This window comes from Flavobacterium psychraerolatum (assembly GCF_025960985.1).
Lineage (GTDB): Bacteria > Bacteroidota > Bacteroidia > Flavobacteriales > Flavobacteriaceae > Flavobacterium.
On the sequence record NZ_JAOQMX010000006.1, the window covers coordinates 18,648 to 44,064 of the forward strand.

20 protein-coding genes, 1 tRNA gene and 2 pseudogenes are annotated in these 25,417 nt (G+C 33.4%); 17 read left to right on the forward strand and 6 right to left on the reverse strand.

What is annotated here, in order from left to right:
* Positions 1–107 precede the first annotated feature (107 nt).
* From M2326_RS03870 to M2326_RS03940, 15 genes are all read left to right on the forward strand, one after another.
* Positions 108–1,184 carry a hypothetical protein gene (locus M2326_RS03870; RefSeq protein WP_264618238.1) on the forward strand — a complete coding sequence of 359 codons (1,077 nt, stop codon included), beginning with the start codon at positions 108–110 and terminating at the stop codon, positions 1,182–1,184.
* 2 nt (positions 1,185–1,186) lie between these two features.
* Entirely contained in the window at positions 1,187–2,446 is a 1,260-nt protein-coding gene (locus M2326_RS03875; RefSeq protein WP_264618239.1) for a glycosyltransferase family 4 protein, read from the forward strand.
* Complete coding sequence (locus tag M2326_RS03880) at positions 2,443–3,771, forward strand: hypothetical protein (protein WP_264618240.1); 1,329 nt, start codon at positions 2,443–2,445, stop codon at positions 3,769–3,771. The genes M2326_RS03875 and M2326_RS03880 overlap by 4 nt, the downstream gene beginning before the upstream one ends.
* Before the next feature lie 72 nt (positions 3,772–3,843).
* Positions 3,844–5,016: a glycosyltransferase gene (locus tag M2326_RS03885; protein ID WP_264618241.1), complete on the forward strand. Its 1,173-nt coding sequence runs from the start codon at positions 3,844–3,846 to the stop codon at positions 5,014–5,016.
* Positions 5,013–6,086 (forward strand): glycosyltransferase, encoded by a 1,074-nt coding sequence (locus M2326_RS03890; RefSeq protein ID WP_264618242.1) that lies wholly within the window; start codon positions 5,013–5,015, stop codon positions 6,084–6,086. Before M2326_RS03885 ends, M2326_RS03890 begins: the two co-directional genes overlap by 4 nt.
* A 4-nt stretch (positions 6,087–6,090) precedes the next feature.
* A complete protein-coding gene (gene glf / locus M2326_RS03895) occupies positions 6,091–7,197 on the forward strand; it encodes a UDP-galactopyranose mutase (RefSeq protein ID WP_264618243.1) in 1,107 nt (368 codons plus the stop codon).
* A gap of 10 nt (positions 7,198–7,207) precedes the next feature.
* A complete protein-coding gene (locus M2326_RS03900) occupies positions 7,208–8,323 on the forward strand; it encodes a glycosyltransferase (protein ID WP_264618244.1) in 1,116 nt (371 codons plus the stop codon).
* 2 nt (positions 8,324–8,325) lie between these two features.
* Positions 8,326–8,871: a DapH/DapD/GlmU-related protein gene (locus M2326_RS03905; protein WP_264618245.1), complete on the forward strand. Its 546-nt coding sequence runs from the start codon at positions 8,326–8,328 to the stop codon at positions 8,869–8,871.
* Positions 8,864–9,685 (forward strand): glycosyltransferase family 2 protein, encoded by an 822-nt coding sequence (locus tag M2326_RS03910; protein ID WP_264618246.1) that lies wholly within the window; start codon positions 8,864–8,866, stop codon positions 9,683–9,685. Before M2326_RS03905 ends, M2326_RS03910 begins: the two co-directional genes overlap by 8 nt.
* 11 nt (positions 9,686–9,696) lie before the next feature.
* Positions 9,697–10,641, forward strand: coding sequence for a UDP-glucuronic acid decarboxylase family protein (locus tag M2326_RS03915; protein WP_264618247.1), 945 nt, complete (start codon positions 9,697–9,699; stop codon positions 10,639–10,641).
* A 226-nt stretch (positions 10,642–10,867) separates the two neighbouring features.
* Complete coding sequence (locus tag M2326_RS03920; protein ID WP_264618248.1) at positions 10,868–11,614, forward strand: glycosyltransferase family 2 protein; 747 nt, start codon at positions 10,868–10,870, stop codon at positions 11,612–11,614.
* 79 nt (positions 11,615–11,693) lie between these two features.
* On the forward strand, positions 11,694–12,461 hold the full coding sequence (locus M2326_RS03925) for a polysaccharide biosynthesis/export family protein (RefSeq protein WP_264618249.1): 768 nt from the start codon (positions 11,694–11,696) through the stop codon (positions 12,459–12,461).
* 2 nt (positions 12,462–12,463) lie between these two features.
* Positions 12,464–14,770: a polysaccharide biosynthesis tyrosine autokinase gene (locus tag M2326_RS03930; RefSeq protein ID WP_264618250.1), complete on the forward strand. Its 2,307-nt coding sequence runs from the start codon at positions 12,464–12,466 to the stop codon at positions 14,768–14,770.
* 492 nt (positions 14,771–15,262) lie between these two features.
* The gene (locus M2326_RS03935) at positions 15,263–16,636 is read left to right on the forward strand and encodes an exopolysaccharide biosynthesis polyprenyl glycosylphosphotransferase (RefSeq protein ID WP_264618251.1); all 1,374 of its coding nucleotides are present in this window, start codon (positions 15,263–15,265) and stop codon (positions 16,634–16,636) included.
* An 18-nt stretch (positions 16,637–16,654) separates the two neighbouring features.
* Positions 16,655–16,858 (forward strand): hypothetical protein, encoded by a 204-nt coding sequence (locus M2326_RS03940; RefSeq protein WP_264618252.1) that lies wholly within the window; start codon positions 16,655–16,657, stop codon positions 16,856–16,858.
* A 90-nt stretch (positions 16,859–16,948) separates the two neighbouring features.
* On the opposite strand, the pseudogene M2326_RS03945 reads toward M2326_RS03940, so the two are convergent.
* Positions 16,949–17,841, reverse strand: a pseudogene (locus tag M2326_RS03945) (IS1595 family transposase).
* Positions 17,842–17,895: 54 nt separating this feature from the next.
* On the opposite strand from M2326_RS03945, the gene M2326_RS17620 reads away from it, so the two are divergent.
* The gene (locus tag M2326_RS17620) at positions 17,896–18,138 is read left to right on the forward strand and encodes an ISAon1 family transposase N-terminal region protein (RefSeq protein ID WP_463671341.1); all 243 of its coding nucleotides are present in this window, start codon (positions 17,896–17,898) and stop codon (positions 18,136–18,138) included.
* A gap of 361 nt (positions 18,139–18,499) precedes the next feature.
* Positions 18,500–19,153 (forward strand): annotated as a pseudogene (locus tag M2326_RS03955) (ISAon1 family transposase).
* A gap of 260 nt (positions 19,154–19,413) precedes the next feature.
* Here the strand turns inward: M2326_RS03955 and M2326_RS03960 are convergent.
* The 5 genes from M2326_RS03960 to M2326_RS03980 form a co-directional block, all read right to left on the reverse strand.
* A tRNA-Ser gene (locus tag M2326_RS03960) sits at positions 19,414–19,501 on the reverse strand.
* A 168-nt stretch (positions 19,502–19,669) separates the two neighbouring features.
* Positions 19,670–20,803, reverse strand: coding sequence for a 3,4-dihydroxy-2-butanone-4-phosphate synthase (gene ribB / locus M2326_RS03965; RefSeq protein WP_264618253.1), 1,134 nt, complete (start codon positions 20,801–20,803; stop codon positions 19,670–19,672).
* A complete protein-coding gene (locus M2326_RS03970) occupies positions 20,790–22,271 on the reverse strand; it encodes an LptF/LptG family permease (RefSeq protein WP_264618254.1) in 1,482 nt (493 codons plus the stop codon). The genes ribB and M2326_RS03970 overlap by 14 nt, the downstream gene beginning before the upstream one ends.
* Before the next feature lie 9 nt (positions 22,272–22,280).
* Positions 22,281–22,925, reverse strand: a complete 645-nt coding sequence (gene lolA1, locus M2326_RS03975) for an outer membrane lipoprotein periplasmic chaperone LolA1 (RefSeq protein WP_264618322.1) — start codon at positions 22,923–22,925, stop codon at positions 22,281–22,283.
* A gap of 49 nt (positions 22,926–22,974) precedes the next feature.
* A complete protein-coding gene (locus M2326_RS03980) occupies positions 22,975–25,413 on the reverse strand; it encodes a DNA translocase FtsK (protein WP_264618255.1) in 2,439 nt (812 codons plus the stop codon).
* Positions 25,414–25,417 lie beyond the last annotated feature (4 nt).

Consider the following 25,417-nt stretch of genomic DNA (forward strand, 5'->3'; position numbering starts at 1 on the left):
TGAAATTAAAAGAAAATAATATATCGTCAATGAATGCTATCTAATTTGTAGAACAGTTAGCATTGAAGAAAGTGATAGATTAGAAAACAGTTTGGAAAAAAAATAATATGAAGATACTCTTTTTTTGTGGCGCGGCAGAACCAGGAAACGATGGTGTAGGAGATTATTCAAGACAATTATGTGCAGAATTAGTACGTTTAGGACATGCAGTTCAGCTCGTTGCTTTGTGTGACTTCCATATCCATTCGGTTGCAACTGAAAAGCAAAAATCGGGTAACGTGGATATCACTGCGCATCGAATACCAGCTGATGTAACTAAAAAAGATGTTTTCGAAATTACACAAAATATCGTAACTAGTTTCGAACCTGATTGGATTTCATTACAATTTGTGCCTTACAGTTTTAATCCAAAGGGACTACCGTTTTGGTTGCCAACTTCTTTAAAAAAGTTAAAAGGGAAGCACCAGTGGCACTTTATGATGCATGAATTATGGTTGGGTATCGATAAGGAAGCTTCGATACCACACCAATTTATAGGTAAATTGCAGCAGTATATTGTCAAGACCACGATATCACGTATCCATCCAGCTGTGGTTACAACACAAAGTCAATTGTACCAATTAATGTTAAAATGCCATAGTATTGAGGCTAGTATTCTGCCTATTTTTAGTAACATACCCTTGACAGCAATTAAAGAAGAACAGATTAATTATCTACAAATTGTGCTGTTTGGAACGATTCATGTTGGCGCTCCACTGCATGATTTTTTTGATGATATTGTAAAAATGAAACAATCTTTTAGCAAGCCAATCAAGGTGGTGTTCATTGGTTTGAATGGTCCAGAGTTAAACAATGTACTTCCAGTTTTGGATCATTATCGTATTGTTTATGAAGTGATGGGCAAACAATCTGAAGAGGTTATTTCACAAGTATTAGTCAATAGTGAGTTTGGTATATCAACGACGCCTTATTTCCAGACAGAAAAAAGCGGAATCTTTGCTGCCTACAAAGAGCATAATCTGAAGTCGATAAGTGTGGCTAGAGAATGGACACCTAGAATTGCGTTACAGTTGCATCCGCATATCATTAAATATGAAAAAAATAATTTAAATTTAACACCTACCGTTGGTAATGCGTTTAATTTGAACGCTATTGCAAATGAATTTGTGAAATTAATATCTTAAATATGAAGGTTCTAGTATCGCATCCTAGTCTGAACGCAAATGTAAAAAATCTAGTTTCGGGTTTAATTAAAAATAATTTGCTATTCAATTTATTTACAGCAATTGCCATCTTTCCTGGGCAAATTGTGTACCGATTGAGTACCTATCCAAAGTTGAAAGATTTAAAACGTCGCACATTGGATCCTTCTTGGCAACCTTATACCAAATCGAAATCTTTTTACGAATTTGGTCGGATCATTTCTTCCAGGCTTAAACTATCATTTCTGGAAACGCATGAAACGGGTGTTTTTTGTTTTGATAAAGTATATCATCGTCATGATAAATGGGTGGCCAGTAATTTGGCTAGTTTAAAAAAGAAGGGGCTCGAAGGGGTATATGCTTATGAAGATGGTGCTTTAGCATCCTTTACAAAAGCGAAGCAATTGGGAGTAAGTTGTATATATGACTTACCAATTGGATACTGGAAAAGTGCTCGATTATTGATGCAAGAAGAATTTGACATAAACCCTGAATGGGCAGTGACTATTACAGGATTCAATGATTCTCCTGCTAAGCTTGCCAATAAGGACCAGGAGTTGGCATTAGCTGATATTATATTTGTGGCCAGTAGTTTTACAAAAAAAACGTTGGCTGATTATCCAGGTGTTTTAGCGGAAATTAAGGTAATTCCTTATGGTTTTCCTGATGTCAAAAACGTTAAAAAATACCAGCCATTAGTAAATAGAAAATTAAAAGTTTTATTTATTGGTGGTGTATCACAACGAAAAGGGATTTCATATTTATTTGATGCAGTTGAAGGTCTAGAAGAGCAAGTCGAATTGACAGTTGTAGGACAAAAATCAGTCGCAAATTGCGAGGTTTTAAATACAGCCTTATCAAAGCACCATTGGATACCTACCTTATCACATCATGAGGTATTGGAATGCATGCGCGAACATGATGTGTTTGTTTTTCCATCGCTTTTTGAAGGTTTTGGTTTGGTATTAACAGAAGCAATGTCACAAGGGATTCCCATAATAACTACGGAGCGAACTGCAGGACCAGATTTGATAGTAGATGGGGTAGAAGGATGGATTGTTCCTACAGCATCTTCAATAGCAATAAAAGAAACCTTAGAAAAGATATTGGCAAAGCCTACCTTATTAGAACAAATGGGATTGGCGGCACAAACCAAAGCCGCGAGCCGTCCTTGGTCGGTTTATGGCCAAGAGATGGCTGATGCATTGTCTTTAATAAAAATAGATTCAAAGGTAAACAGATGAAATCAAGTACAGACAAAGGCGGGACACCAAATTATAAAGAATTAAAAATTGCCATTTGGCTGTATTTTCTATTATGGATATTTGAAGGGGCTTTGCGTAAATGGATCTTACCCAGTTTAGCAACACCACTTTTGATTGTTCGTGATCCAATAGCTATTTATGTAATTGTCCGTGCATTATATTTAGGTGTTAAGTTTATGAATGGTTATATTGTAATAGCTTTGCTAAGTACAGTTTTTAGTTTGGCAATAACACTTACTTTTGGGCATGCTAATCTTTTTGTAGCCCTATATGGAGCACGAATTATGTTACTTCATTTTACCCTCATATTTATTATTGGGGCTGTATTTTCAAAGAAAGATGTAATTCAATTGGGACGTGTACTTTTAGTCATGAATTTGGTAATGACATTAATTGTGTATTTTCAATTTTCAAGTCCACAATCAGCTTTTATTAATGTAGGGATTGGAGGGGAAGGTAGTGCAGGTTTTTCTGGTGCGATGGGATACAGTAGACCACCAGGAACATTTTCGTTCACTACAGGTTTATCCGTTTTTTATGCATTTGTTTCTGTTTTTGTTTTTTATTTTTGGTTATCAAAAGAAGCAATTTATAAACCATTACTTATTGCGAGTACCATTGCCTTAGTCATTGCATTACCTTTAACAATTAGTCGTGGTGCAGTTGTTGCCGTAGCCATTGTAGGCTTATTTGCTATTATCGCCTCTGTTACTAGTGTTAAAATGGTAGTAAAGTTATTAGTCATAACTGTTGTTTTCTCTTTTATTATAGTGCTTTTACAGCAGTATTCTAGCATATTTAGTCTTGGAACAAATGTTTTTATGGATCGTGTTGACACAGCTAATGGCCAAACAGCTGGAGGTGGATTTGCCAATTCTATATTGTTACGTATGGTCAATGAGTTCTTTGGTCCCGTAATTGATTTGTTGAATCAGCCGCTATTTGTAGGTAATCTAGGAATGGGTACAAATGCGGGTGCACAGATGTTATCAGGTAAGGTAAGTTTTCTAATTGCTGAAAATGAGTTCGGTAGATTAGGAGGTGAACAAGGAATAATTTTTGGCGGTATGTTGATCATAATTCGTATTGTACTTGCAATAAGTATTGCTGTTCAATCTTTTAAGTTACCAAAAGAAAAGAAGTTATTGCCTTTTGTCCTTTGTGGGACGGCTTGCGTTGCATTAGTTCAAGGGCAATGGGCACAGCCGACAGTATTAGGCTATGGAGTCATAGTTGCCGGTTTGGTATTGGCCTGTCTAAATACGGATAACAAAATTTCAGAGATAGAAGATCCAATCAGCTAGAGGTTAAAATTTTAACACATAGTGACCTAATAAAAGAGTTGTATTTTTTTTAGCATGAATTAAATCAATAAAATGAAAATAGTACTTTTTACCCATCCTTCTTTTTTACGCTATCAAAGTATGCCTCGATTTGCTCAGATGATAGTAAATGGAATGCATAGCAAAGGGCATGAAATTAAAGCTTGGAGTCCAAAACCTTTCTTTTTTAAATGGGCTCTAAATAAACCGAAGCTAGAAAAATGGTTTGGATACCTAGATCAATTTGTTGTCTTCCCAATTCAAGTAAAAATTAGGCTTTTAAGTACCGACAAGAATACACTGTTTGTTTTTGCCGATAATGCTTTAGGTCCTTGGGTTCCATTAGTTTCAAATAGACCACATGTAGTACATTGTCACGACTTTTTAGCACAGCAAGCTGCATTAGGCATGTTAGCTGAAAGTAAAACAGCTAAAACAGGTACCTATTATCAAAGTTTTATTCGCTGGGGTTACCGTCAAGCAGAGAATTTTATTTGTATTTCTAAAAAAACGCAGACCGATTTGCTTTCTTTTTTAGATAAAAAACCAAAAACAGCAAGAGTTGTTTACAATGGATTAAATCAAAATTTTAGTCCAGCCGATAATGTTCAAGAGGTAAGAATACAGCTTTCGAGTCAATTTAATATCGATTTATCTCAGGGTTTTCTTTTACATGTTGGAGGAAATGCATTTTATAAAAACAAAATGGGAGTGCTTGAAATTTATGACCAGTGGAATCAAGATTTTGCAGGTCAAATCCCGTTATTATTGATTGGAGAAGTACCGTCTGAGCAATTAAAAACATTTGCAAGTGCATCTGCTGCAACCAACAGGATTCATTTCATCTCAAATATTGATGATAAGCAGTTGCAACTTTTTTACCAAGCAGCTTCAGTAATGGTATTTCCTTCTTTATATGAAGGTTTTGGTTGGCCAATCGTGGAAGCCATGGCATCTGGAACTTTGGTCATTACAACCAATGAAGATCCGATGAAAGAAGTTGCTGGTCATGAAGGTTTTTATGTAGCTAAAAGACCTAGTAATACAGAAGAATTACTTAATTGGAAAAAAAAAGCAGCCCAAGTAGTAGAAAATGTGCTACAACTAAGTCCAGAGCAGGAGAACCTAGCAATAGCAGCTTCAGTTTTGCGATCCAAATTATTTAGTGCTGAAGAATTTATGGACGCAATCGAAATCGCATACCAGGAAATATTGGAAACGAAATGAAAATAATACACTATATAGCCAGTATTGACCAACATGGTGGTGGTACTACAGAATACATGCGCTTACTGAGTGCTGCTTTGAAAGATAGCTGCACATTGAGTATAGCAACAGGAAAATCAGATCACCCCATTGCTATCGATGGAGTACCAGTACGTTTTTTTGACAGTCGTGTTATACGTTGGTATTCGTTGTTGAAGGAGTTTCGTAACTATCTTGAAGAGGAGAAGCCCGACATTGTTCATATCAATGGTATTTGGAGCCCTCAAAATTGGGGTTTTCAAAAAGTAGCGCAACAATTAAATATTAAAGTAATTTTATCTCCACATGGTATGTTGGAGCCTTGGATTATCAACCATAATCCATGGAAGAAAAAATTGGCGATGGCTTTGTACCAAAAAAAAGCGATTCAAAATGCTGATTATTTGCATGCCACTGCCGCAATGGAGGAAAAAAGTATTAAGGCCTTGGGATTTTCTAATCCTTTAGTCATTATTCCTAATTTTATAGATACATCTGAAATAAAAGAGGTTAAGGTTGAGTATGGATCCAAAAAGATAATTTTCATCTCACGTATTCATCCTAAAAAAGGAATTGAATTATTGCTCGAAGCTTGGAGAAAATTAGACACTACTCATTGGAGTTTAGAGATTGCAGGAAATGGCGATCAATCCTATATCGATGAATTGAAGCAGTCGTCAAATGATTTACTTAATGTTCATTTTGTCGGTCCACAGTACGGTGAGAAAAAATGGGAATTTATTAAATCAGCTGATATAATGGTATTGCCTACACACAGTGAGAATTTTGGAATCGTAGTAGTAGAGGCGCTTGCAGTTGGTGTACCTGTATTGACAACTAAAGGAACTCCTTGGGAAGATTTAGAACTATTCAATTGTGGGTGGTGGATAGATCTATCTGTCTTAAATTTGAAATCAACATTACTTGACATTTTGGTCACACCTACTACAAGTTTGGCGGAGATGGGAGTAAATGCAAAAAATCTAGTTCGAGAAAAATATGAGATTAAACAAGTTATAGAAAAATTTTACAATTTATATACAAATATTTAAAAATATGGCTAAAAAGTATGATTATTTAATAGTGGGTTCTGGTTTGTTTGGTTCTGTCTTTGCACATGAAGCAAAGAAGAAGGGAAAAACTTGTTTGGTTATCGATAAAAGAAATCACTTAGGTGGTAATGTATATTGTGAAAAAAAGGAAGATATCAACGTGCATAAGTATGGAGCTCATATTTTTCATACCAATGATAAAAAAATATGGGATTATGTAAATAATCTCGTAGAATTTAATCGTTACACCAACAGTCCTGTTGCAAATTACAAAGGTGAATTGTTTAATTTACCTTTTAACATGAATACTTTCTATCAATTATGGGGCGTTAAAACACCGGATGAAGCTAAAAGTAAAATTAAAGAGCAGATTGAAGGCTTAAATATTTCAGAGCCTAGCAATCTTGAAGAACAAGCTTTATCACTAGTTGGTACAGATGTTTACTATAAGTTAATTAAAGGATATACTGAAAAACAATGGGGACGTAAAGCTACAGATCTTCCAGCATTTATAATTAAACGTTTACCTGTTAGATTCACTTTTGATAATAATTATTTTAATGATAAATACCAAGGGATTCCAATTGGTGGTTATAACAAATTGGTAGATGCATTACTTGAAGGTATCGAAACTAATATAGAAGTGGATTATTTTGAAAATCAGGACTATTGGAACTCAAAAGCAGATAAAATAGTTTTTACAGGTAGAATTGATGAGTATTTTGGCTTTAGATTCGGAAAGTTAAATTACCGTAGTTTAAAATTTGAAACTGAAACTTTAGATAAGGACAATTTTCAAGGTAACGCTGTGATTAATTATACCGATACAGAAACTCCGTATACGCGTATTATTGAGCATAAACATTTTGAATTTGGTAGTCAGAAGAAGACTATAATTACAAAAGAATATTCTCAAGAGTGGGAAGAGGGGAAGGAGCCTTATTATCCTATTAACGATAGTATTAATAATGATTTATTTAATAAATATAAGGATTTGGCAAAAGAAGAGACAGCTGTTATCTTTGGGGGACGCCTAGCGGAATATAAATATTATGATATGCACCAAGTGATTGCTTCCGCTTTAAAGAAAAGTGAAGATATATTAAAATAAAATAGTAGAAATGAAAATAAATATTGTTTTGGGTCATGAATTACCTTTTCCATCAAAAAAAGGGGGTGGAGTTAATTCTTTACTAGGTCAGCTAGTTAATGAATTTAATGATTTAGGAAACGAAGTAACAGTTTACTCTCCGACTTTTGAGGGATATAATGATATCGAAGTAAGTAATGGTGTTAAATATATTAGGGTAAAAGGAGCTACAAGAAAGGCTAATTTGATTTTAAATTTTTTTGCTGGTTTACCTTATTTTTTTAGAGTTTTAAAAAAAATGGAGTATGCAGATGTATTAAGTACACACTTATGGCATGGGTTTTTATTCTCATTTTTTAAAGTTGCTAAAGTTAAAACGCACACAGTTCATCGTGATCCAAAAAAATACTTAAATTTATTTAAGAATTTTAATAGAATCTATTTTGGATCAGATAGTGTTTGCAATGAAGCAATACAAATGATGCCTAGTTTAAGCGATAAATTTAAAACTGTTTACAATTGCGTAGATTTTAAAAATTATGTAAGTGCAGTAGAACGTAAACAAGAGAAAAAAATTAGATTTTTATATGTAGGTCGTTTTTCCGCAGACAAAGGTTTGGAATCCCTGTTTTTTGGGTTTAAAAAAGCTTTAGATACTTTTCCTGATATTTGTTTAAAAACTGTAGGACCATTAACAGAAGAGGGCGGTAGCAATATGAATTACATTAGGAAATTGTCAGATTTTGTTGTTGAAAATGATTTAAATAATAGTATACAAATTTCAGGACCTATATATGAAAGAGATATATTAGATAAAGAAATCGGTGAGCATGACGTTATCGTTTTACCGTCAATTTATGGAGAAACATTGAATATGGTTGTACTCGAATGCATGCGTATTGGTAGGGCACAGTTAATTTCTGATTTACCAGCAAATATACCTCTGAACGAAGAAGGAAGCACAGGTTTTTTCTGCAAAGCGGGAGATGCTGAATCCTGGGCTGCAAATATTGTAAAAATAGCAAGAGATATCCAGATGGGTGTAGATTATGGTTCAAATACGTTTGAATATGGGAAAAATAAATTTTCATCTAAAATAGTTTCCAAAGAATATATTTCAGATTTCAGAGTATTACTAAATATTTAAATATGGAATATTTACAAAATTCACCTTTTGATTCACCTTGGTCAGTATCTCAGAGAGTTAAAATGTTAGCTTGGGAATATATATGGTTGCTTTTTTGTTCTTGGACTCCTAAGCCGGCTAATGCTTGGCGATTGTTTTGGTTGAAGGTTTTTGGTTGTAAAATATATGGAAAACCCTTTGTGCATCAAAGAGCTCGTATTCAAATACCATGGAATTTAATTCTACACGATCGCGCTTGCTTGGGTGACCGCACCAATGCTTACACATTAGGCATAATTGAAATTCATGAAAATGCAACTGTAGGCCAAGAAGTATATCTTTGTACAGGTACACATGCTTTTAATAAACCTGAGTTCAATTTAATTACAAACAAAATTACTATTCATAAAAATGTATTTATAGGAGCACGTGCTTTTATTATGCCTGGAGTAACTATAGAAGAAAATGCTATTATAGGAGCTTGCAGTTTAGTTACTAAAAATGTAACTAAAAATACTATTGTAGGTGGTAATCCTGCTAAATTTTTAAAATTAAGAACTATTGAATAAGATACCAATCACCGTTATCGTATCGGTAAAAAACGAAGAGCTAAATTTACCCTCTTGTTTGGATAAATTAATTCGTTTTGATCAAATCATTGTGGTGGATTCTTGCAGCACTGATAAAACCAAAGAGATTGCTATAGCCAAAGGAGCAGAGGTCTTGCAATTTGAATGGAATGGTAAGTTTCCTAAAAAGCGTAATTGGGCATTGCAAAACGCAACAATCAAATACGACTGGGTACTGTTTCTAGATGCAGATGAATTTGTCACCGATGCTTTTGTAGACGAAATTGCGGTGAAAACTTTAGATCCAAATTTTAATGGATACACCATTCAATTTGAGAATTTTTTCATGGGGAAACAATTGCGCTACGGCTACGGTTTTAAGAAATCAGCTTTATTTAAAAGAAGTAAAGGCGCCTATGAAAAAATTGATGAAGATTTGTGGAGCCATTTGGATATGGAGGTACATGAACATCCAATCATTGAAGGGAATGTGGGTGTCATCGAGGCAAAAGTAGCACACAAGGATTTTAAAGACTTAGACCACTATATTGCCAAACACAATGCCTATTCGAGTTGGGAAGCACAACGATTTTTGCAACTGCAATCGGGCAGTAATGAACAATTGTCTTTAAACCAAAAAATTAAGTATGGCCTATTGACCACGGGATTACTGCCTGCGGTTTACTTTTTGGGTGCTTACTTCTTGAAATTGGGATTCTTAGACGGTAAGGAAGGCTTTTATTTGGCGCGTTTTAAATCCCATTACTTTTTTCAAATTCAGACCAAAGTAGCATTATTAAAAAATAAAAAATAAAAAAATAAATCATGAAAAAAATATTAGTAACAGGAGGAGCAGGTTTTGTAGGATCACATTTGTGTAAACGTTTGTTAAACGAAGGAAACGAAATTATTTGCTTGGACAATTATTTTACAGGAGCCAAATCAAATATCATTGAATTGTTGGATCATCCTTATTTTGAGATGGTACGTCATGATATCACGGAGCCTTTTTATGCAGAGGTAGACGAAATTTACAACTTAGCTTGTCCCGCTTCACCAGTGCACTACCAATACAACCCGATTAAAACCATCAAGACTTCGGTTATGGGAGCGATTAATGTATTGGGATTGGCAAAAAGAGTAAAAGCAAAGGTACTACAAGCGAGTACAAGCGAGGTATACGGGGATCCGTTGGTACACCCACAGCCAGAGAGTTATTGGGGGCATGTAAATCCAATTGGAATCCGTTCATGCTATGATGAAGGAAAGCGTTGCGCAGAGACTTTGTTTATGGACTACCACAATCAAAATGATGTAGCCATCAAAATTATTAGAATTTTCAATACTTACGGGCCAAACATGAATCCTGCGGATGGTAGAGTAGTATCTAACTTTATCGTACAAGCCTTGGAAGGGAAAGACATTACTATTTTTGGCGATGGATTGCAAACCCGTTCGTTTCAATATGTAGATGACTTAGTAGAAGGAATGATTCGTATGATGGCATCAGAGCCAGCGTTTTTAGGTCCTGTGAATTTGGGTAATCCAAATGAATTTACGATGTTGGAACTGGCACAAGCAGTGATCAAGTTGACGGGTTCAAAGTCAAAAATAATTCATATGGACTTGCCACAAGACGATCCAAAACAAAGACAACCGGACATTACCTTAGCAAAAGCCAAGTTGGAAGGTTGGGAACCAAAAATTCAATTACATGAAGGTTTGCAAACAACCATCAACTATTTTGATAGTTTATTGATGAAGAAATAATAGTCTATTAGGTAGGAGTACTTTAGTTTAAAATAAAGTACTCTTACTTTTTTTATTTCTATTCCTCTTAATAGCATTTACCTTTTCGAAATAAACAAAAAGAAGCCGTTCATCGAGAATTAGCGTTCTATATGGAAATAGTATGTTATTATTAAAATTTTTCGTTTCTTTTGCTGAGATTTCATCATAAAGTAAGTTAAAAAAATAATCCAAATAGCAGGTACACATGCGAATAAGTGTTATTACAGTTTGTTACAATCGAAAAGCAACGATGGCAAAAGCCATTCAGAGTGTGCTGGACCAGGATTACAAAAACATTGAATACATTGTGATCGATGGTAATTCGACTGACGGCACGCAAGAAGTAATCCGTTCCTTTGGAAATCAGATTACTACCTATGTGTCCGAACCAGACAAAGGGATGTATGATGCCATCAATAAAGGAATCGCATTGGCGACTGGTGATGCGATTGGATTAATGCATTCTGATGATGAATTTTATGACCGCACTGCCATTAGTAAAATTGTAGCACAATTTGAAAAAGATAGCACTATTGAAGGGGTATACGGTGATGGAGTCTATGTTTCCAATGATGTACAAGAACGTTTGATTCGCAATCGAATAGGAGGCACCTTCAGCATCGACCGTATTAAATCGGGTTGGTTGCCTTTGCATCCGACAGTGTATTTGAAAAAAACAGTAGTAGATCAATACGGATTGTACAATTTGGATTTTAAAATTGCTTCGGATACGGAGTTTTTACTTCGCTATTTGTATAAATACAAAATCAAAATGAGTTATGTAAACCAGTACATCGTGAAAATGCGCATGGGTGGTATGAGTACAGATGCACAACGTGCCTTTGAAGTATTGAAAGAAGATTATAACATATATAAGTATCATGGTTTATCTGCCTTACGTGTAGTGTTACAGAAAAAATCATTGGCCTTAAAACAATATATCCTACGATAACATTCTCATGAATAAGCTTTGAGTATAATATTATAATAAAAAACTTAACCTAAATACAGATTTTATAATTCACATTACCATGAAAAAACTCCCTATTTCGATTCTATTACTGTTAGTTTTAGTGCTACAATCCTGCGGATCCAAAAAGAAAATGTTATATGTACAAGATCTAGATGAATATGACAATACCGCTTTGGTTTACACAACTTCCAAAATTCAGCCAAATGATATTTTAAGAGTAGATGTTAGTGATTTGAATCCAATTGTAGCAGCACCTTTTAATATTCAATCATCAAGTGCAGTAGGAGGGTCGACAGAAACAACACAACCTGTTGGCTATTTGGTAAATCCGAAAGGTCAAATTATGTTGCCTATTTTGAACGAAATGGGAGTAGGAGGTTTAACCACTTCTGAAGCAGAGATGAAGATTAAACAAACCTTGATTAACGAAGGATATTTAATAAATCCAACCGTCCAAGTGCGTGTAATGAACAATAAATTTACTATTTTGGGAGAAGTAAACAAACCGGGAGTGGTGAGTTTTACAGAGCAATCTATTGGTTTGCTGACTGCAATTGGATTAGCAGGAGATTTAACCTATTCAGGTCATCGTAAGGATATTCAATTGATTAGAGAGACTAATGGTGTACGATCCATTTACCATATTGACTTGACTACTGCTTCTTGGATGTCCGATCCAGATTTCCGTATTAGGCAAAATGATATAATTTTAGTTACACCGAATACAGCAAAACTCAATAGCGGTCGAATCGTAACTAATCCTTTACAGCTTATAACCTATATTACTACCTTTATAACCTTGTTTTTCTTAATTCGAAAAAATTAATCATGGATTTTAAAAAAGAACTTTTAAAATATTTAAAGTATTGGCCTCTTTTTGCCATTTGTTTGTTATTAAGTTTAGGTGCAGCCTATTTTTATTTAGAATCTGTTTCCCCTTCTTATGAAACGGCAGCTTTGATTAATATTGATAAAAAGAAGGAGAAAGATGCACAGATTGTAACAACCATCAATTTGCAAAAAGAAAAAGAAGATGGTCTGGAAGAAGAGAAAGGGTTGATCACTTCAAACAATTTCTTAGGCAAAATTGTAAACGATCTATCTTTGAATATCAACTACTATGAAAAGGGGTATTTGCAGAATAAAGTAGTACTTGATAATCCGTTGCTTATCAAAGTTGTGGGGTCGAAAGATCCGTTACCACAAAAACAATATGAGGTTCAAATTGTACAAGAGGGATTTAAAGTACATGATTTAGCTACAGAGAAAAATTACCTGTTGCATGGGCATCATACTACTCGTGTAGTAGCAGGATTGCCTTTTACTATCGAATTGACTCCCAAAGCTAAAAGTCAAGTGGCTCTTTATTTCGACAAAGAGTATGTGGTAGCAATAGAATCAATTGAATTGGCTGTGAAAGAGTTAAAAACTACTTTGGGAATTGAATCTTTTGAAAGTCCGAATAACAATTTGGCCCTAAGCTATAGAGGAACCAATCCATACCTTTCGACTAAAATTTTGAATAAAGTAATTTCCGATTTAGACAAAACAATTGTCATTAATAAACAAAAGAATTATACCAAAACATTGGCTTTCTTAAACGAACGTATTGCAGTTTTTGCTAGAGAGAAAGATTCTATTCAGCGTGTAAAAGAAAGTTATTTACGTGACAATAATATTTATGTTTTAGAGGACTTTATTGCGACAAAAACCATAGAAAAAAGTACCACTTCAGCAGCTGCTTCTTTGAACCAGCGTGAAATTGCTTTAACGCATTCGGCATTGAGAGATGTGCAACGTACTAGCGGGAACACACCATTGGGTACGGATTACAATTTGCAAGCGCCAGCAATTAACAATCAGTTGGTAAGCTACAACGCAAGTTTATTAGAAAGTGAAATTCTATTGCAACGAGCACAAAAAAATAATCCAGCTTATTTGGCAATGGCGGCTAGATTAAGGGTTCAAAAACAAGCTATCATTAGTTCATTAAATGATTATTTGAGCTATTTAAGGCAAACCAATGCAGCCAATAATGTGGAGAAGAATACAGCTGCAGCACAGGCGAGAAGTATTCCGACAAAAGACAAGGATTTGGGGAATATAAATAAAAACTTGGCCTTGAAAGAAGAGACTTATTTGTCTTTGTTACAGAAAAAAGAAGAGACGTTATTGAATGGAGCTATACTTGAGTCAAATTTAAGTATTTTGGACTCTCCTCAAACCAATTATGGTGATACCTATCCGAAGAGGAAAGTGTTTATGTTGGGTGCTGTCTTATTTGGTTTCATCCTAGCTTTCGGTATTACTTATTTAAGCCTTATGATGGATTCTAAAATTCATTCAGAGGAAGACTTACCAAAAGAGATTTCAGAAGTACCCTTTTTGGGAACCATACCAAAAATAGATGTTTCTGAAAAATTGGATAACTCAGCCACTTCAAGATCTGTAATTGCCGAGGCGACTCGTACCTTATTTTCTAATATTAGTTATTTGTTACCTCAAAAAGGACAGAAAGACGGAAATGTAGTTTTGTTTTGTTCATCGATACAAGGAGAAGGAAAATCATTTAGTGCTTTTCACAATGCGATCACGATAAGTAATCTCAATAAAAAGGTATTGTTAATTGGTGCTGATTTAAGAAACCCACAGTTGCATGAATATTTTAACGTGGATAAAGGTATTGCTGGTCTGACAAATTTCTTAACAGATAAAAACGAAAATTGGAAAAGTTTTTTGATAAAAAAAACAAATTTTTCGGATAATTTAGATGTGTTATTTTCCGGTCAAATCCCACCCAATCCATCACAATTGCTAACCAATACTAATTTTGAACTTTTATTGACTGAAGCGAAACAAAACTATGATTTTATCATAATTGATTCTGCTCCTGTTCAATTAGTATCGGATACCTTCAATTTTAGTGCTTTGGCGGATGTAACGGTTTATGTTGCGAGATCAAATTACACAGATAAGAAAACAGTTAGTCAATTGGCAAGCTTTATCAAAAAAGGTCAATTAAAAAATGTAGGAATCGTTATTAACGGAATGAAGAGAAATATGGGGTATGGTTATGATTATGCATACACCTATAAAGACGAAAAAGTCAAAAAATCTTGGTTTAAAAGATCATGATTATTTAAAGCTAACAGTTAGCAGTGAAAGAAAATGATTTAGGTATACTGAAATAGTATATGAAGTCAATAAAAACAGTGCAAATAGTATTGTTTTTAGTTATAGGGTAGTTTTTTTTTATTCTTGGCTACCCGATCCAAACATTAGACCAGAGAACAGTTTGGCTTAAACATTGGAGTAATATGAATTACAATATAAGAATTGTAGTGCTATTTGTTTCATTAGTTTTTTACAGGGAGTTTAATTTTTTTTGTAAGAATCCTATGAAGTGGAAAAAAAATAGTTTTTTTGTCTTTAGTTGAAATTTAGGAACAACGGTCCCAAAAGTGCTAATTGGTGAAGGTGGGCAATTTCTACTTAAAAATAAAACTTCATACAATATGGATGTTTACTATTGAATAGGAGGGAGTTTGGTGGGAGCAGTTGCTTATAAAATATTTAATAATATATTAATCAAATTAAAAAATGCGAAATAGACATAAATTTACTTTTATGATTTGTTGTCTAATAGTAGACATGCTTGCTATGGTCATTGGTACCATCATTTTTTTGAAATTTGCACTTAAAGTTGATTTAGGTTGGAGTAGCTTGGTTATCAATAAAATGATTCCTATTACAATTCTAAGCTGGTTGTTTTCAATAACTTATTTTAGATTATATCGTGTTTCTTCTCTTTTTAATTTAGAAGAGTTTTATGGTAATAGTTGGCGTGCCTTTTTAACACAAGTAATTTTATGGCAGAGTTATATCTTCTTTTTTCATGATGATATATTTTATATTATCATTAGTAATGCTAGTTTGTTTCAATTGTGTTTTTTGACGTTCTACTTCTTAGTGTCTAGAATATTGTTTACTGTTGTAATTGTAAAAATTAAAAGTTGGGTTGATAAAAGATATACAGTTGCTATTTGGGGCTTCAATAAAACTAGCATTGAATTAGCAGCTCAGTTGGAAACCAATGCTTACTTTATCGATTTTATTGGTATATTAAATGAGAACTCGTCCGTCAATTATAAATCCAAAGAAGATTTTAGTTTAGCACTTACCAATGCTATTAATAGTGCATCTGAAGAAAAAATAGATGAATTATATATCGTTACAAAACCTAATTTTATAATTGATTTAAATTACTTTTTTGAGCTTGGTGATAAGCATTGTATGCGTTTGAAATTTATTCCTGATTTTTCTACTATGTCAAAAGCACATTTTAGTGTTAGTCATTTAAATAATTTTCATGTTATAAAACCACGTTATGAACCTTTACAAAACGCTAATAATAGATTGATTAAAAGAATATTTGATCTAGTTTTTAGTACTTTAGTTATTGTATTTATACTATCATGGCTATACCCACTTTTAGCAATTATAATTAAAAAACAGAGTGAAGGCCCTGTATTGTTTAAACAATTAAGAACGGGTAAGAAAAACGAGCCTTTTTGGTGTTATAAATTTCGAAGCATGTACATAAATGCAGGTGATGAAAGTAAACAAGCTCAAAAGGGAGATTCTCGGACCACACCTATTGGAAAATTTATTCGTCGAACAAGTTTAGACGAGATGCCTCAGTTTTTTAATGTTTTCTTAGGAAGTATGAGTATTGTAGGTCCACGTCCACATATGATCAAACATACCACAGATTATAATGACCATATTCATAACTTTATGGTACGTCATTTCGTAAAACCAGGTATTACAGGACTTGCTCAGATTTCTGGACTTAGAGGGGAAACAAAAACAGTTTCGGATATGAAAAGACGTGTAAGAACAGACATTTCATACGTTCAGCGTTGGAGTTTAATTACAGATCTCAAAATTTGTTTTATGACCATAATTGTGACATTAAAAGGTGATGATAATGCGTTTTAAATTTAAAAATTAGAATTTATGAATATTACATATTATTTAGTAGGAGTTATTACAGGAGCTTCTTTATCCTCATTCTTTGTTGGAAAAGAATTGTACAAATACTACATCAAGTATAAAGTACAGCGTAAACAGCTGGATAGGATTTTAAAATTGAATGATAAAATCATGAAATCAAAAGAGTTGAAAATTGTAAATCATCAAGAATTTAATTCCGAAAATTAAAATCTCATTTTAAAATAAATAATCTTATAATTAATTCAAATTAGTAATATTGTTTGAATAAATAAAGATTAATTTAATTGAGGTCAGTAGTTACGAACATATGATTTTAGACTGATATATTTTATCCGACTTAACCATTCGTACTATTAAATTATTGAATATTGTGTCTTTGCTTTGAGAACGATTAATTCGATAGCAAAATTCATCAAGATACCTGTTTTTATTAAAATCACTTACTGAAGAGTATGTTGTTCTAATCCATGATTTTACTTGATGTATTGTCGCGTGTAATGCCATAAATTTCATACTATTATTACTTTCTATTTGTGTGATATTGTAATGCTCAAATAAAGGACGATAGCCTTTCCATTTATCTGTAGTTATTTTTGCACTTTTCTCAATGTGCTTGTTAAATATTGTCTCTAATTCTTGGGCTGAATAATTATTAATTTTTAAGGCATAAATCCTTTTAACTTTCCCCTTATCTGTTAATTCTACTGCGCGGTTACAATCTTTTTCTTTTTGCTGTCATAACTCCTTCCTACTTTGCCTTTTTCCTTTCCACCAATAATAAATTCATCAACATGAACGGTTCCATCCATTGGATGATTCTCACTAGACTTCATAGCTTCTCTAACTTTATGCATAAATAAATGTGCTGTTTTTTCTGTAACTCCAAAGTGAACTCCCATATAGCTAGCAGATAAACTTTTAGTTTTGGTTGACATTTCAAAACATATAAAAAAGGCTTTACGTAAACCAAACTTAAACTTATGAAATAAAGTATTTGCCGCTGCAGTTTCTGTATGACTACAAATATTACAAATTCTGGAAAAATCTTTACGGATTTAACTCTTTGTATGCTTACATTTTAAACAAATTAACCCTTGTTCCCATTTATAATTTGCTAAATATTCCTTGCAGTTTTCATCTGTTTTAAACCGTTCAGCAAAATCTATAAGGTTTTGTCGGATCAAGAACAAAAGTTGTGGGGAAATATTTAAATAAGGATATTTGTATTTTAAAATCTTATCCCAATGCAAGATTCTTTTAATGAAATCCTAAAATTATTACTACCAGAGGTAATAATAAACTATTTTGAACTTACTTTTTATAAAAAGGAAAATGAAGCCCTCCATCTTTATCTAAAAGAGATTAATTCACTACCAAAAGAATATCGTCAAAACAAATTAAGCTCAAAAGGATTCTTCGATGAAATAACAGTCCAGGATTTCCCTATCCGTGGTTATAAAGTGTATCTTCATATCACTCGTAGATGATGGCTTAATGAAGACACAGGTAAAATTGTTTTTAGAGATTGGAATTTAGTAGCAGACGGAACTCGCGTAACACAGGAGTTTGCGTCTTTTTTAAAAGTGATCAATAGATTCTAGCCCAAATGATTGTAATACTATTGCTTCTTTCTATGGAGTTTCTGGTAGAAACCTCCAGTGTCAATACAAAGACTTTTTAAGTGATTTTAGAGCTTGGGATCAAATAAAACATGCAGAAAAATGGCTTATTTTTCCGCAAAACATCGGAATGAACCTATCAATAGATGAAACGTCCCTTTCAAATGGCGAACTCTATACTATTTTAACTAACAAATCTGGAAAATGAAGAAAGGGGACTATTGTAGCTATGATTGCAGGAAATAAAGATGATACAGTTATTGCAGTTACAGAAAAAATTACTCTTAAACAACGAAATCTAGTTCAAGAAATAACTTTAGACATGGCGGGAAATATGAATTTGATTACCAAAAAATGCTTTCCTAATGCAACTCGTGTTACAGATCGATTTCATGTTCAAAAACTAACTACAGAGGCTTTACAGGAAATCAGGATTAAATTTCGTTGGGTAGCTATTGATCAAGAAAATAATGCTATTGAAAAAGCAAAATAAAGCAAATCAAATTTCGAATCTCAAATACTTTCAAATGGAGATACACTTAAGCAATTACTAGCTAGAAGTCGTTATTTCTAACATAAAAACAAATCAAGATGGACGTAAAACCAAACTCAACGTGCCACTTTATTGTTTGAATTATATCCAGACATTTTAAAAGCATACGATTTAGCACAATATTTGCGTACTATCTTTGAAAAAATTCCGGACAAAATCATTGGATTTGCAAAATTAGCCAAATGGCATGAAAAAGAAGATCAATCCGAATTTAAATCTTTCGGCACAATCTCTCGTACAATTACAAATCATTATCAGACCATATTAAATTATTTTGACAATAGAAGTACTAATGCCTCTGCAGAAATGAAATTCATGAACTCCTATTAATTAAAATATAAAATGTGAATAATCATTAATGCCAAAATAAAAGCATTGAGATCAAAATTCAGAGGTGTTAGAAATATAGAATACTTCCTGTTTAGACTAACTAATATATATGCTTAATTTGTTCCACTCCACAGGTTTTCGATATGATCCTGTACTTTGACATTATAGGTGTATTTTGACATCTCACATAAAAGAGAAAAGCCTCTAAATGCTAGCATTTAGAGGCTTTTGATTCATAAAGTTTCTTTTGAAACTTGGTCTGGCGGAGAAAGAGGGATTCGAACCCCCGGACCTGTTACAGTCAACAGTTTTCAAGACTGCCGCATTCGACCGCTCTGCCATTTCTCCAGTCTGTTGCAACCATTGTCTAGTTGCGACTGCAAATGTAAGGAGCTTTTTTGGTTTTCAAAAACTATTTTGATAAAAATGTAAGCTTCTTTTAAAAGTATTTTTTAATCATTTCATTTCCTTTGTATTAGCTATTAAATTATTTTTTTTAAATTTGCTTTTAGAACCTTAGTATTTTACATATTCAGTAATTTCGAGACCATATCCAACCATTCCAACGCGTTTTTCTTGTTCTGAATTGGATACCAAACGAATTTTAGAAATATCAATATCGTGTAATATTTGAGCTCCAATTCCGTAATCTTTACTATCTATAATAATTTTTGGTGCTTTCATTTCGCCTCCCGCTTGAATTGCTTTTAATTCATTGATACGGTTAAGTAAATTCAATGCCTGCATATCTTGATTGATGAAAATCACGGCTCCTTTACCGTGCTCGTTAATCGCTTTGAACATGGCATCCAATTGTTGGTCTGCATTGTTTGTCAAAGTACCTAATAAGTCGTTATTAACTTGAGAAGAGTGTATTCTTGTTAGGATAGGTTCTCCTAAGTTCCAATTTCCTTTTGTTAAGGCAATATGAATTTGTTTGTTGGTGATTTGTTCGTATGCTCTTAAACGAAATGTCCCAAAACGGGTTTTGATATCAAAATCTTCTTTTTTAACTACCAGGCTATCGTGTTGCATTCTGTAGGCAACTAACGCTTCGATTGAAACAACTTTAATGTCAAATCTTTTAGCGATTTTTACCAATTGCGGTAAACGTGCCATAGTTCCATCTTCATTCATCACTTCTACAATCACACCTGCAGGTTGGAAACCTGCTAATCTAGCAAAATCAATAGCAGCTTCAGTATGTCCAGTTCTTCTTAATACTCCGCCTTCTTTGGCAATTAAGGGGAAGATATGTCCTGGACGTGCCAAATCGTGTGGCTTTGTTCCTGGTTCTGTTAAAGCCAAAACAGTTCTAGCTCGATCGCCAGCAGAAATTCCGGTAGTAACACCATGTCCTTTTAAATCAACAGAAACTGTAAATGCGGTTTCCATTGGGTCTGTGTTATTGGTAACCATAGCATGTAATCCTAATTCTTTGCAACGACTTTCGGTCAAGGGAGTACAGATTAATCCACGACCGTGAGTAGCCATGAAGTTGATCATTTCTGGGGTTACTTTTTCGGCTGCAGCCAAAAAATCACCTTCATTTTCTCTATTTTCATCATCGACAACCAATATGATTTTACCTTGGCGAATATCTTCGATTGCTTCTTCTATGGTATTAAGTACTATTTTATTTGAATCCATGGTGGAATTTATTTTTGTTTTTTGAGAATTTTTTGAGAATTTTTTTAAATAATTTTTGAATAGGAGTGAAGATAATGTCCATGTTTATCAGTCCGATATCATTAGTTGCTCTATATGTTAAAAGTATGGCCAATGGTGCTAGAACAAAAGATGACATCCATGCTCCTAAAAAAGGAGATAAACCATCCTCCTGGGAGATTCGCTTTCCAAAAGTATTGATAAAGTGAAATGAGATAAATATAAATACGGCAAATACAATGGGTAATCCAAGTCCTCCTTTTCGAATAATAGCTCCCAATGGTGCCCCAATAAAGAACATTAAGAAACAAGCAAAAGCAATTACAAATTTATCGTATAATGCTAAATAGTGGTTGTTAATTGTTTTTTGTTTGTTCTCCAAATTTAGTTTTGTAGCATCAATATTGTATCCCGTACTTACAAGATTACTAGTTGCAGCGCTTAAAATAGCTTGTTTTTCTTGATTTTTAAATATACTTAAAAGATCTTTGGGTAATTCTTTTAGTTTTTTTAAGGTATCTTTTTTTATTGCTTGATTGTTTACAAAAGCAGAGAAACCAGTTTGAACATTGATATTATCTGAAAATGAAACGATTTCAGTTTTGATATTTTTTTGTAAAGAATCTAAAGTATAATTCAACTCATTTACCGTCAACATGGTATTGGTGTTGGATATGTTTTCTTCATCGACATCGACTTTATTAAGTTCGGATAAATCAATATTGATAGTGTATTTTTTAAAGGAACTTTTTGCAAATGGTAGTTTTTCTCTATCCTCGTATTTTTTTGGCATTACATCTTCGTAATAATTACCATTATTTAATTCTAATTTTAAAATACTGGATTCTTTACTACTAATTAATTTACCGTCTTTGGCTTTGATTACCGTTTTACTACCGTCACCATTGGTTGACTTTTTATGAATGGTAATACCAGTTAATGTGTTGCCGTTATCTCCTGATTTTTTATTGACTTTTATGTTATAAAAGCCTACATCACTAAATTGTCCTTCGGTGATGGCAAGCGCTGGTTGTACTTGAGCAATATTTTTTCGAAAGTTAATAAACTTATATTCTGCATATGGGATTACATTATTAGCAAAGAGGAAAGCTACAAAACTCAAGAGGGTAATAAAGATAGTTAAAGGAATAATAGCCCTCTGCAGCGAAATCCCTGCTGATTTCATAGCTGCAAATTCATAATTTTCGGCAAGATTACCAAAAGTCATGATCGATGCTAATAAAATCGATAGAGGTAGTACCAAAGGTACAATTCTAGGCATAGAAAATATTAAGAATTTAAGTACCATTCCGATATCTAAATCTTTACCTGCTAATTCTGCAATGAATAACCAAATGGTTTGAAGAATGAATATGAAAAAGAGGATTACAAATACCGTAGCAAATGTAGTCAGGAATGTTTTTAATAAGTATCTGTCAAGTATTTTCACTAACCTTGTTTAATCTAATTTATTGATGTAGTAATTTGGATATTTACTTTGTGCAAAGGTAAATTGATTTTTTGATAAAGGTTGATTGGTTTTAAAAGAATTTACGGTTAATGTTGTTTTTGTTCCATTTTTACCAATTTCGATTAGGTTGTAAATATGTTTCGTTTTTACATCAATACCCAAAAGAATTTCTTTGCGTTGATCACGGGTGCTGGTAGGTACCAATTTGATGTACTGAATTTTTCTACCTCTAACATCTTGAAGTACGTTCATATTATAACGGTATCCGCTATTGAAGAATGTTAGCATTTTTGAGGGAGTAATGGCGCTGTCATCTTTTTCGTTATAGCTCGAAATAGTTACTTCTTCATCTTCTGGTACAATAGTGTATGTTTTCTTTCCATCAAAAATTTTAGTGATTCCCATAAAATTCAATACGTATTGATTGCCTTTCATAGTTACATTACCTTTACTATCTTGGTTGATATTTTCCTTTGCATTATTCAAGGTATATTTAAAATCAATAGCAATATTAGAGTAACTTTTTACTTTACTGGTTACTTGGTCTAATAGTGATTTTGCTTTTGCATCTTGTGCATGACTTGAAAAACTAATAAAGAGAGCAAAAACTATAGGAATGATTCTTTTGGTCATAGTAGTAAATGAGTTGCTTTTTAGGTTTTTAATCTTGATTTGCATAGTTTTAACTGTTTTTTTCATTGTTTAAAAATTGATCAAGAGAGGACAAATCTTGTACATTGACCATACGGGCTTTACTACCTTCAAACGGGCCAACAATACCTGCCGCTTCTAGTTGATCGATTAATCGACCAGCACGATTATATCCAAGTTTTAATTTTCTCTGTAACAAGGAAGCAGATCCTTGTTGAGCGGTAACAATGACTTCGGCTGCTTCTCTAAACAGAATATCTCTTTCAGATATATCCATATCAAGATTAATGCCAGTTTCTTCTCCAACAAATTCTGGAAGCAAGTAAGCTGTTGCATAAGCCTTTTGTGAACCTATAAAATCAGTTATTTTTTCTACCTCAGGTGTGTCTATAAAAGCACATTGTACACGTACTACATCATTACCATTTGTATAAAGTAAATCTCCTCGACCAATTAATTGATCGGCACCTTGAGTATCCAAAATTGTTCTAGAGTCAATTTTTGAGGTTACTCGAAAGGCGATACGAGCAGGGAAATTCGCTTTAATTAATCCTGTAATAACATTAACAGATGGTCGTTGTGTTGCGATAATCAGGTGAATACCAATCGCACGAGCTAATTGTGCTAAACGAGCAATCGGAATTTCAACTTCTTTTCCGGCTGTCATAATCAAATCGGCAAATTCATCGACAACTAGAATGATGTAGGGTAAAAAGCGATGTCCATTCTCTGGATTTAATTTTCTAGCTTTGAATTTATCATTGTATTCTTTGATATTTCGAACCATAGCATCTTTTAGTAAAGAGTAGCGGTTATCCATTTCGACACAAAGGGAATTCAGAGTATTAACTACTTTAGTGTTATCTGTGATAATGGCATCTTCAGAATCTGGAAGTTTGGCTAAATAATGTCTTTCTATTTTGTTGAAAAGCGTAAGCTCTACTTTTTTTGGATCGACCAATACAAATTTTACTTCGGCTGGATGTTTTTTGTATAATAATGAGGTCAATACTGCATTTAATCCAACAGATTTACCTTGTCCAGTAGCTCCTGCCATTAGTAAATGGGGCATTTTGGCTAAATCAACTACAAAGGTTTCGTTGGAGATGGTTTTTCCTAATGCGATAGGTAATTCCATTTCTGCTTCTTGGAATTTTGCCGATCCAATTACAGATTTCATAGAGACCATGGTTGGGGTTTTGTTTGGTACCTCAATACCAATTGTACCTTTTCCAGGGATAGGAGCAATGATTCTAATTCCTAATGCAGATAGAGATAAAGCTATATCATCCTCTAAGCTTTTAATTTTAGAAATTCGAATACCTGCTTCTGGAACTATTTCATATAATGTTACCGATGGTCCAACGGTAGCTTTAATTTGTGCAATTTCGATTTTATAATTGCGGAGTGTATCCACAATTCTATTTTTATTGTCTTCTAATTCTTCTTGGTTGATAGTGATTCCGCCTGTAGAATATTCTTTTAATAAATCTATTGTAGGGAATTTGTAATTGGATAAATCCAAAGTAGGGTCAAATTGCCCAAAGTCGGAAACCATTTTTGATGCTAAATTTTCTTCAATGATATCTTCTTCTGGAGCAGATTCAATAACAAAAGAATCGGCAGGAGCAAGAGGTTCATCGGTTGCTTTTTTAGGGAATGGTGGTGGTGTAGCCGTATTTAGATTAATCTCTGAAGAATTTTTTATGGTTGGTTTTAACTCTTCCTTTTTAATTTCAAATTGAGAAGGTTTTGTGGTTAAAACCATTTCTTCTACTTTTAAATCCTCTTGTTCAACAGCATACTCCTCCAAGTTATAAGCTTCCTTATTTTTTTCTACTTCCGCAGAGGCCAAGCTCGCTTTAAGTTCATTTTTTTTGTTTTCGAAAAAAGATTGAATTCTTTCTGGTGATAATTTTAGTTTGAATATTAGATAAATAATTAATCCAAAAAGCAATGTAAGAAGTGTACCTGTTTTCCCAATATAGTCTTGTAGAAAAAGATTAAGTTCGTAACCTACAACGCCCCCTAGTTCAGGTAATGAAGTAGCTATAAAGCTAAATAAAATTGAAAGGACGATCAGGGCAAATAAGTCCCAAAACCAAGTATTCTTTAGCTTACTAACTTTCATTCCTAATACTAAATAAGCTCCTGTAAGCATAAATAATCGAACAAAGATAAAGGAGGCTAGTCCAAAACCTTGGTAAACAATTAAATTTGATAAAAAGGCGCCAAACTTACCTAGCCAATTTTGCACTGTTTCAGAACGGTTTGTTAATTCATTTACAGCACTTTGGTCTTCTTGGCCATAGATATAAAAGGAAATAAATGCGAGTAATAAAGCGATGGAGAATAATAGAAAAAGACAGCCCAAAACAAATTTGTGCTGTCTATTCAGTTTCCATGAGGTTGTTTCTTTAGTTTCAGAATTGTTCTTCTTGTCTAAAGTTTCTTTTCTTGATTTTGCCATTAGG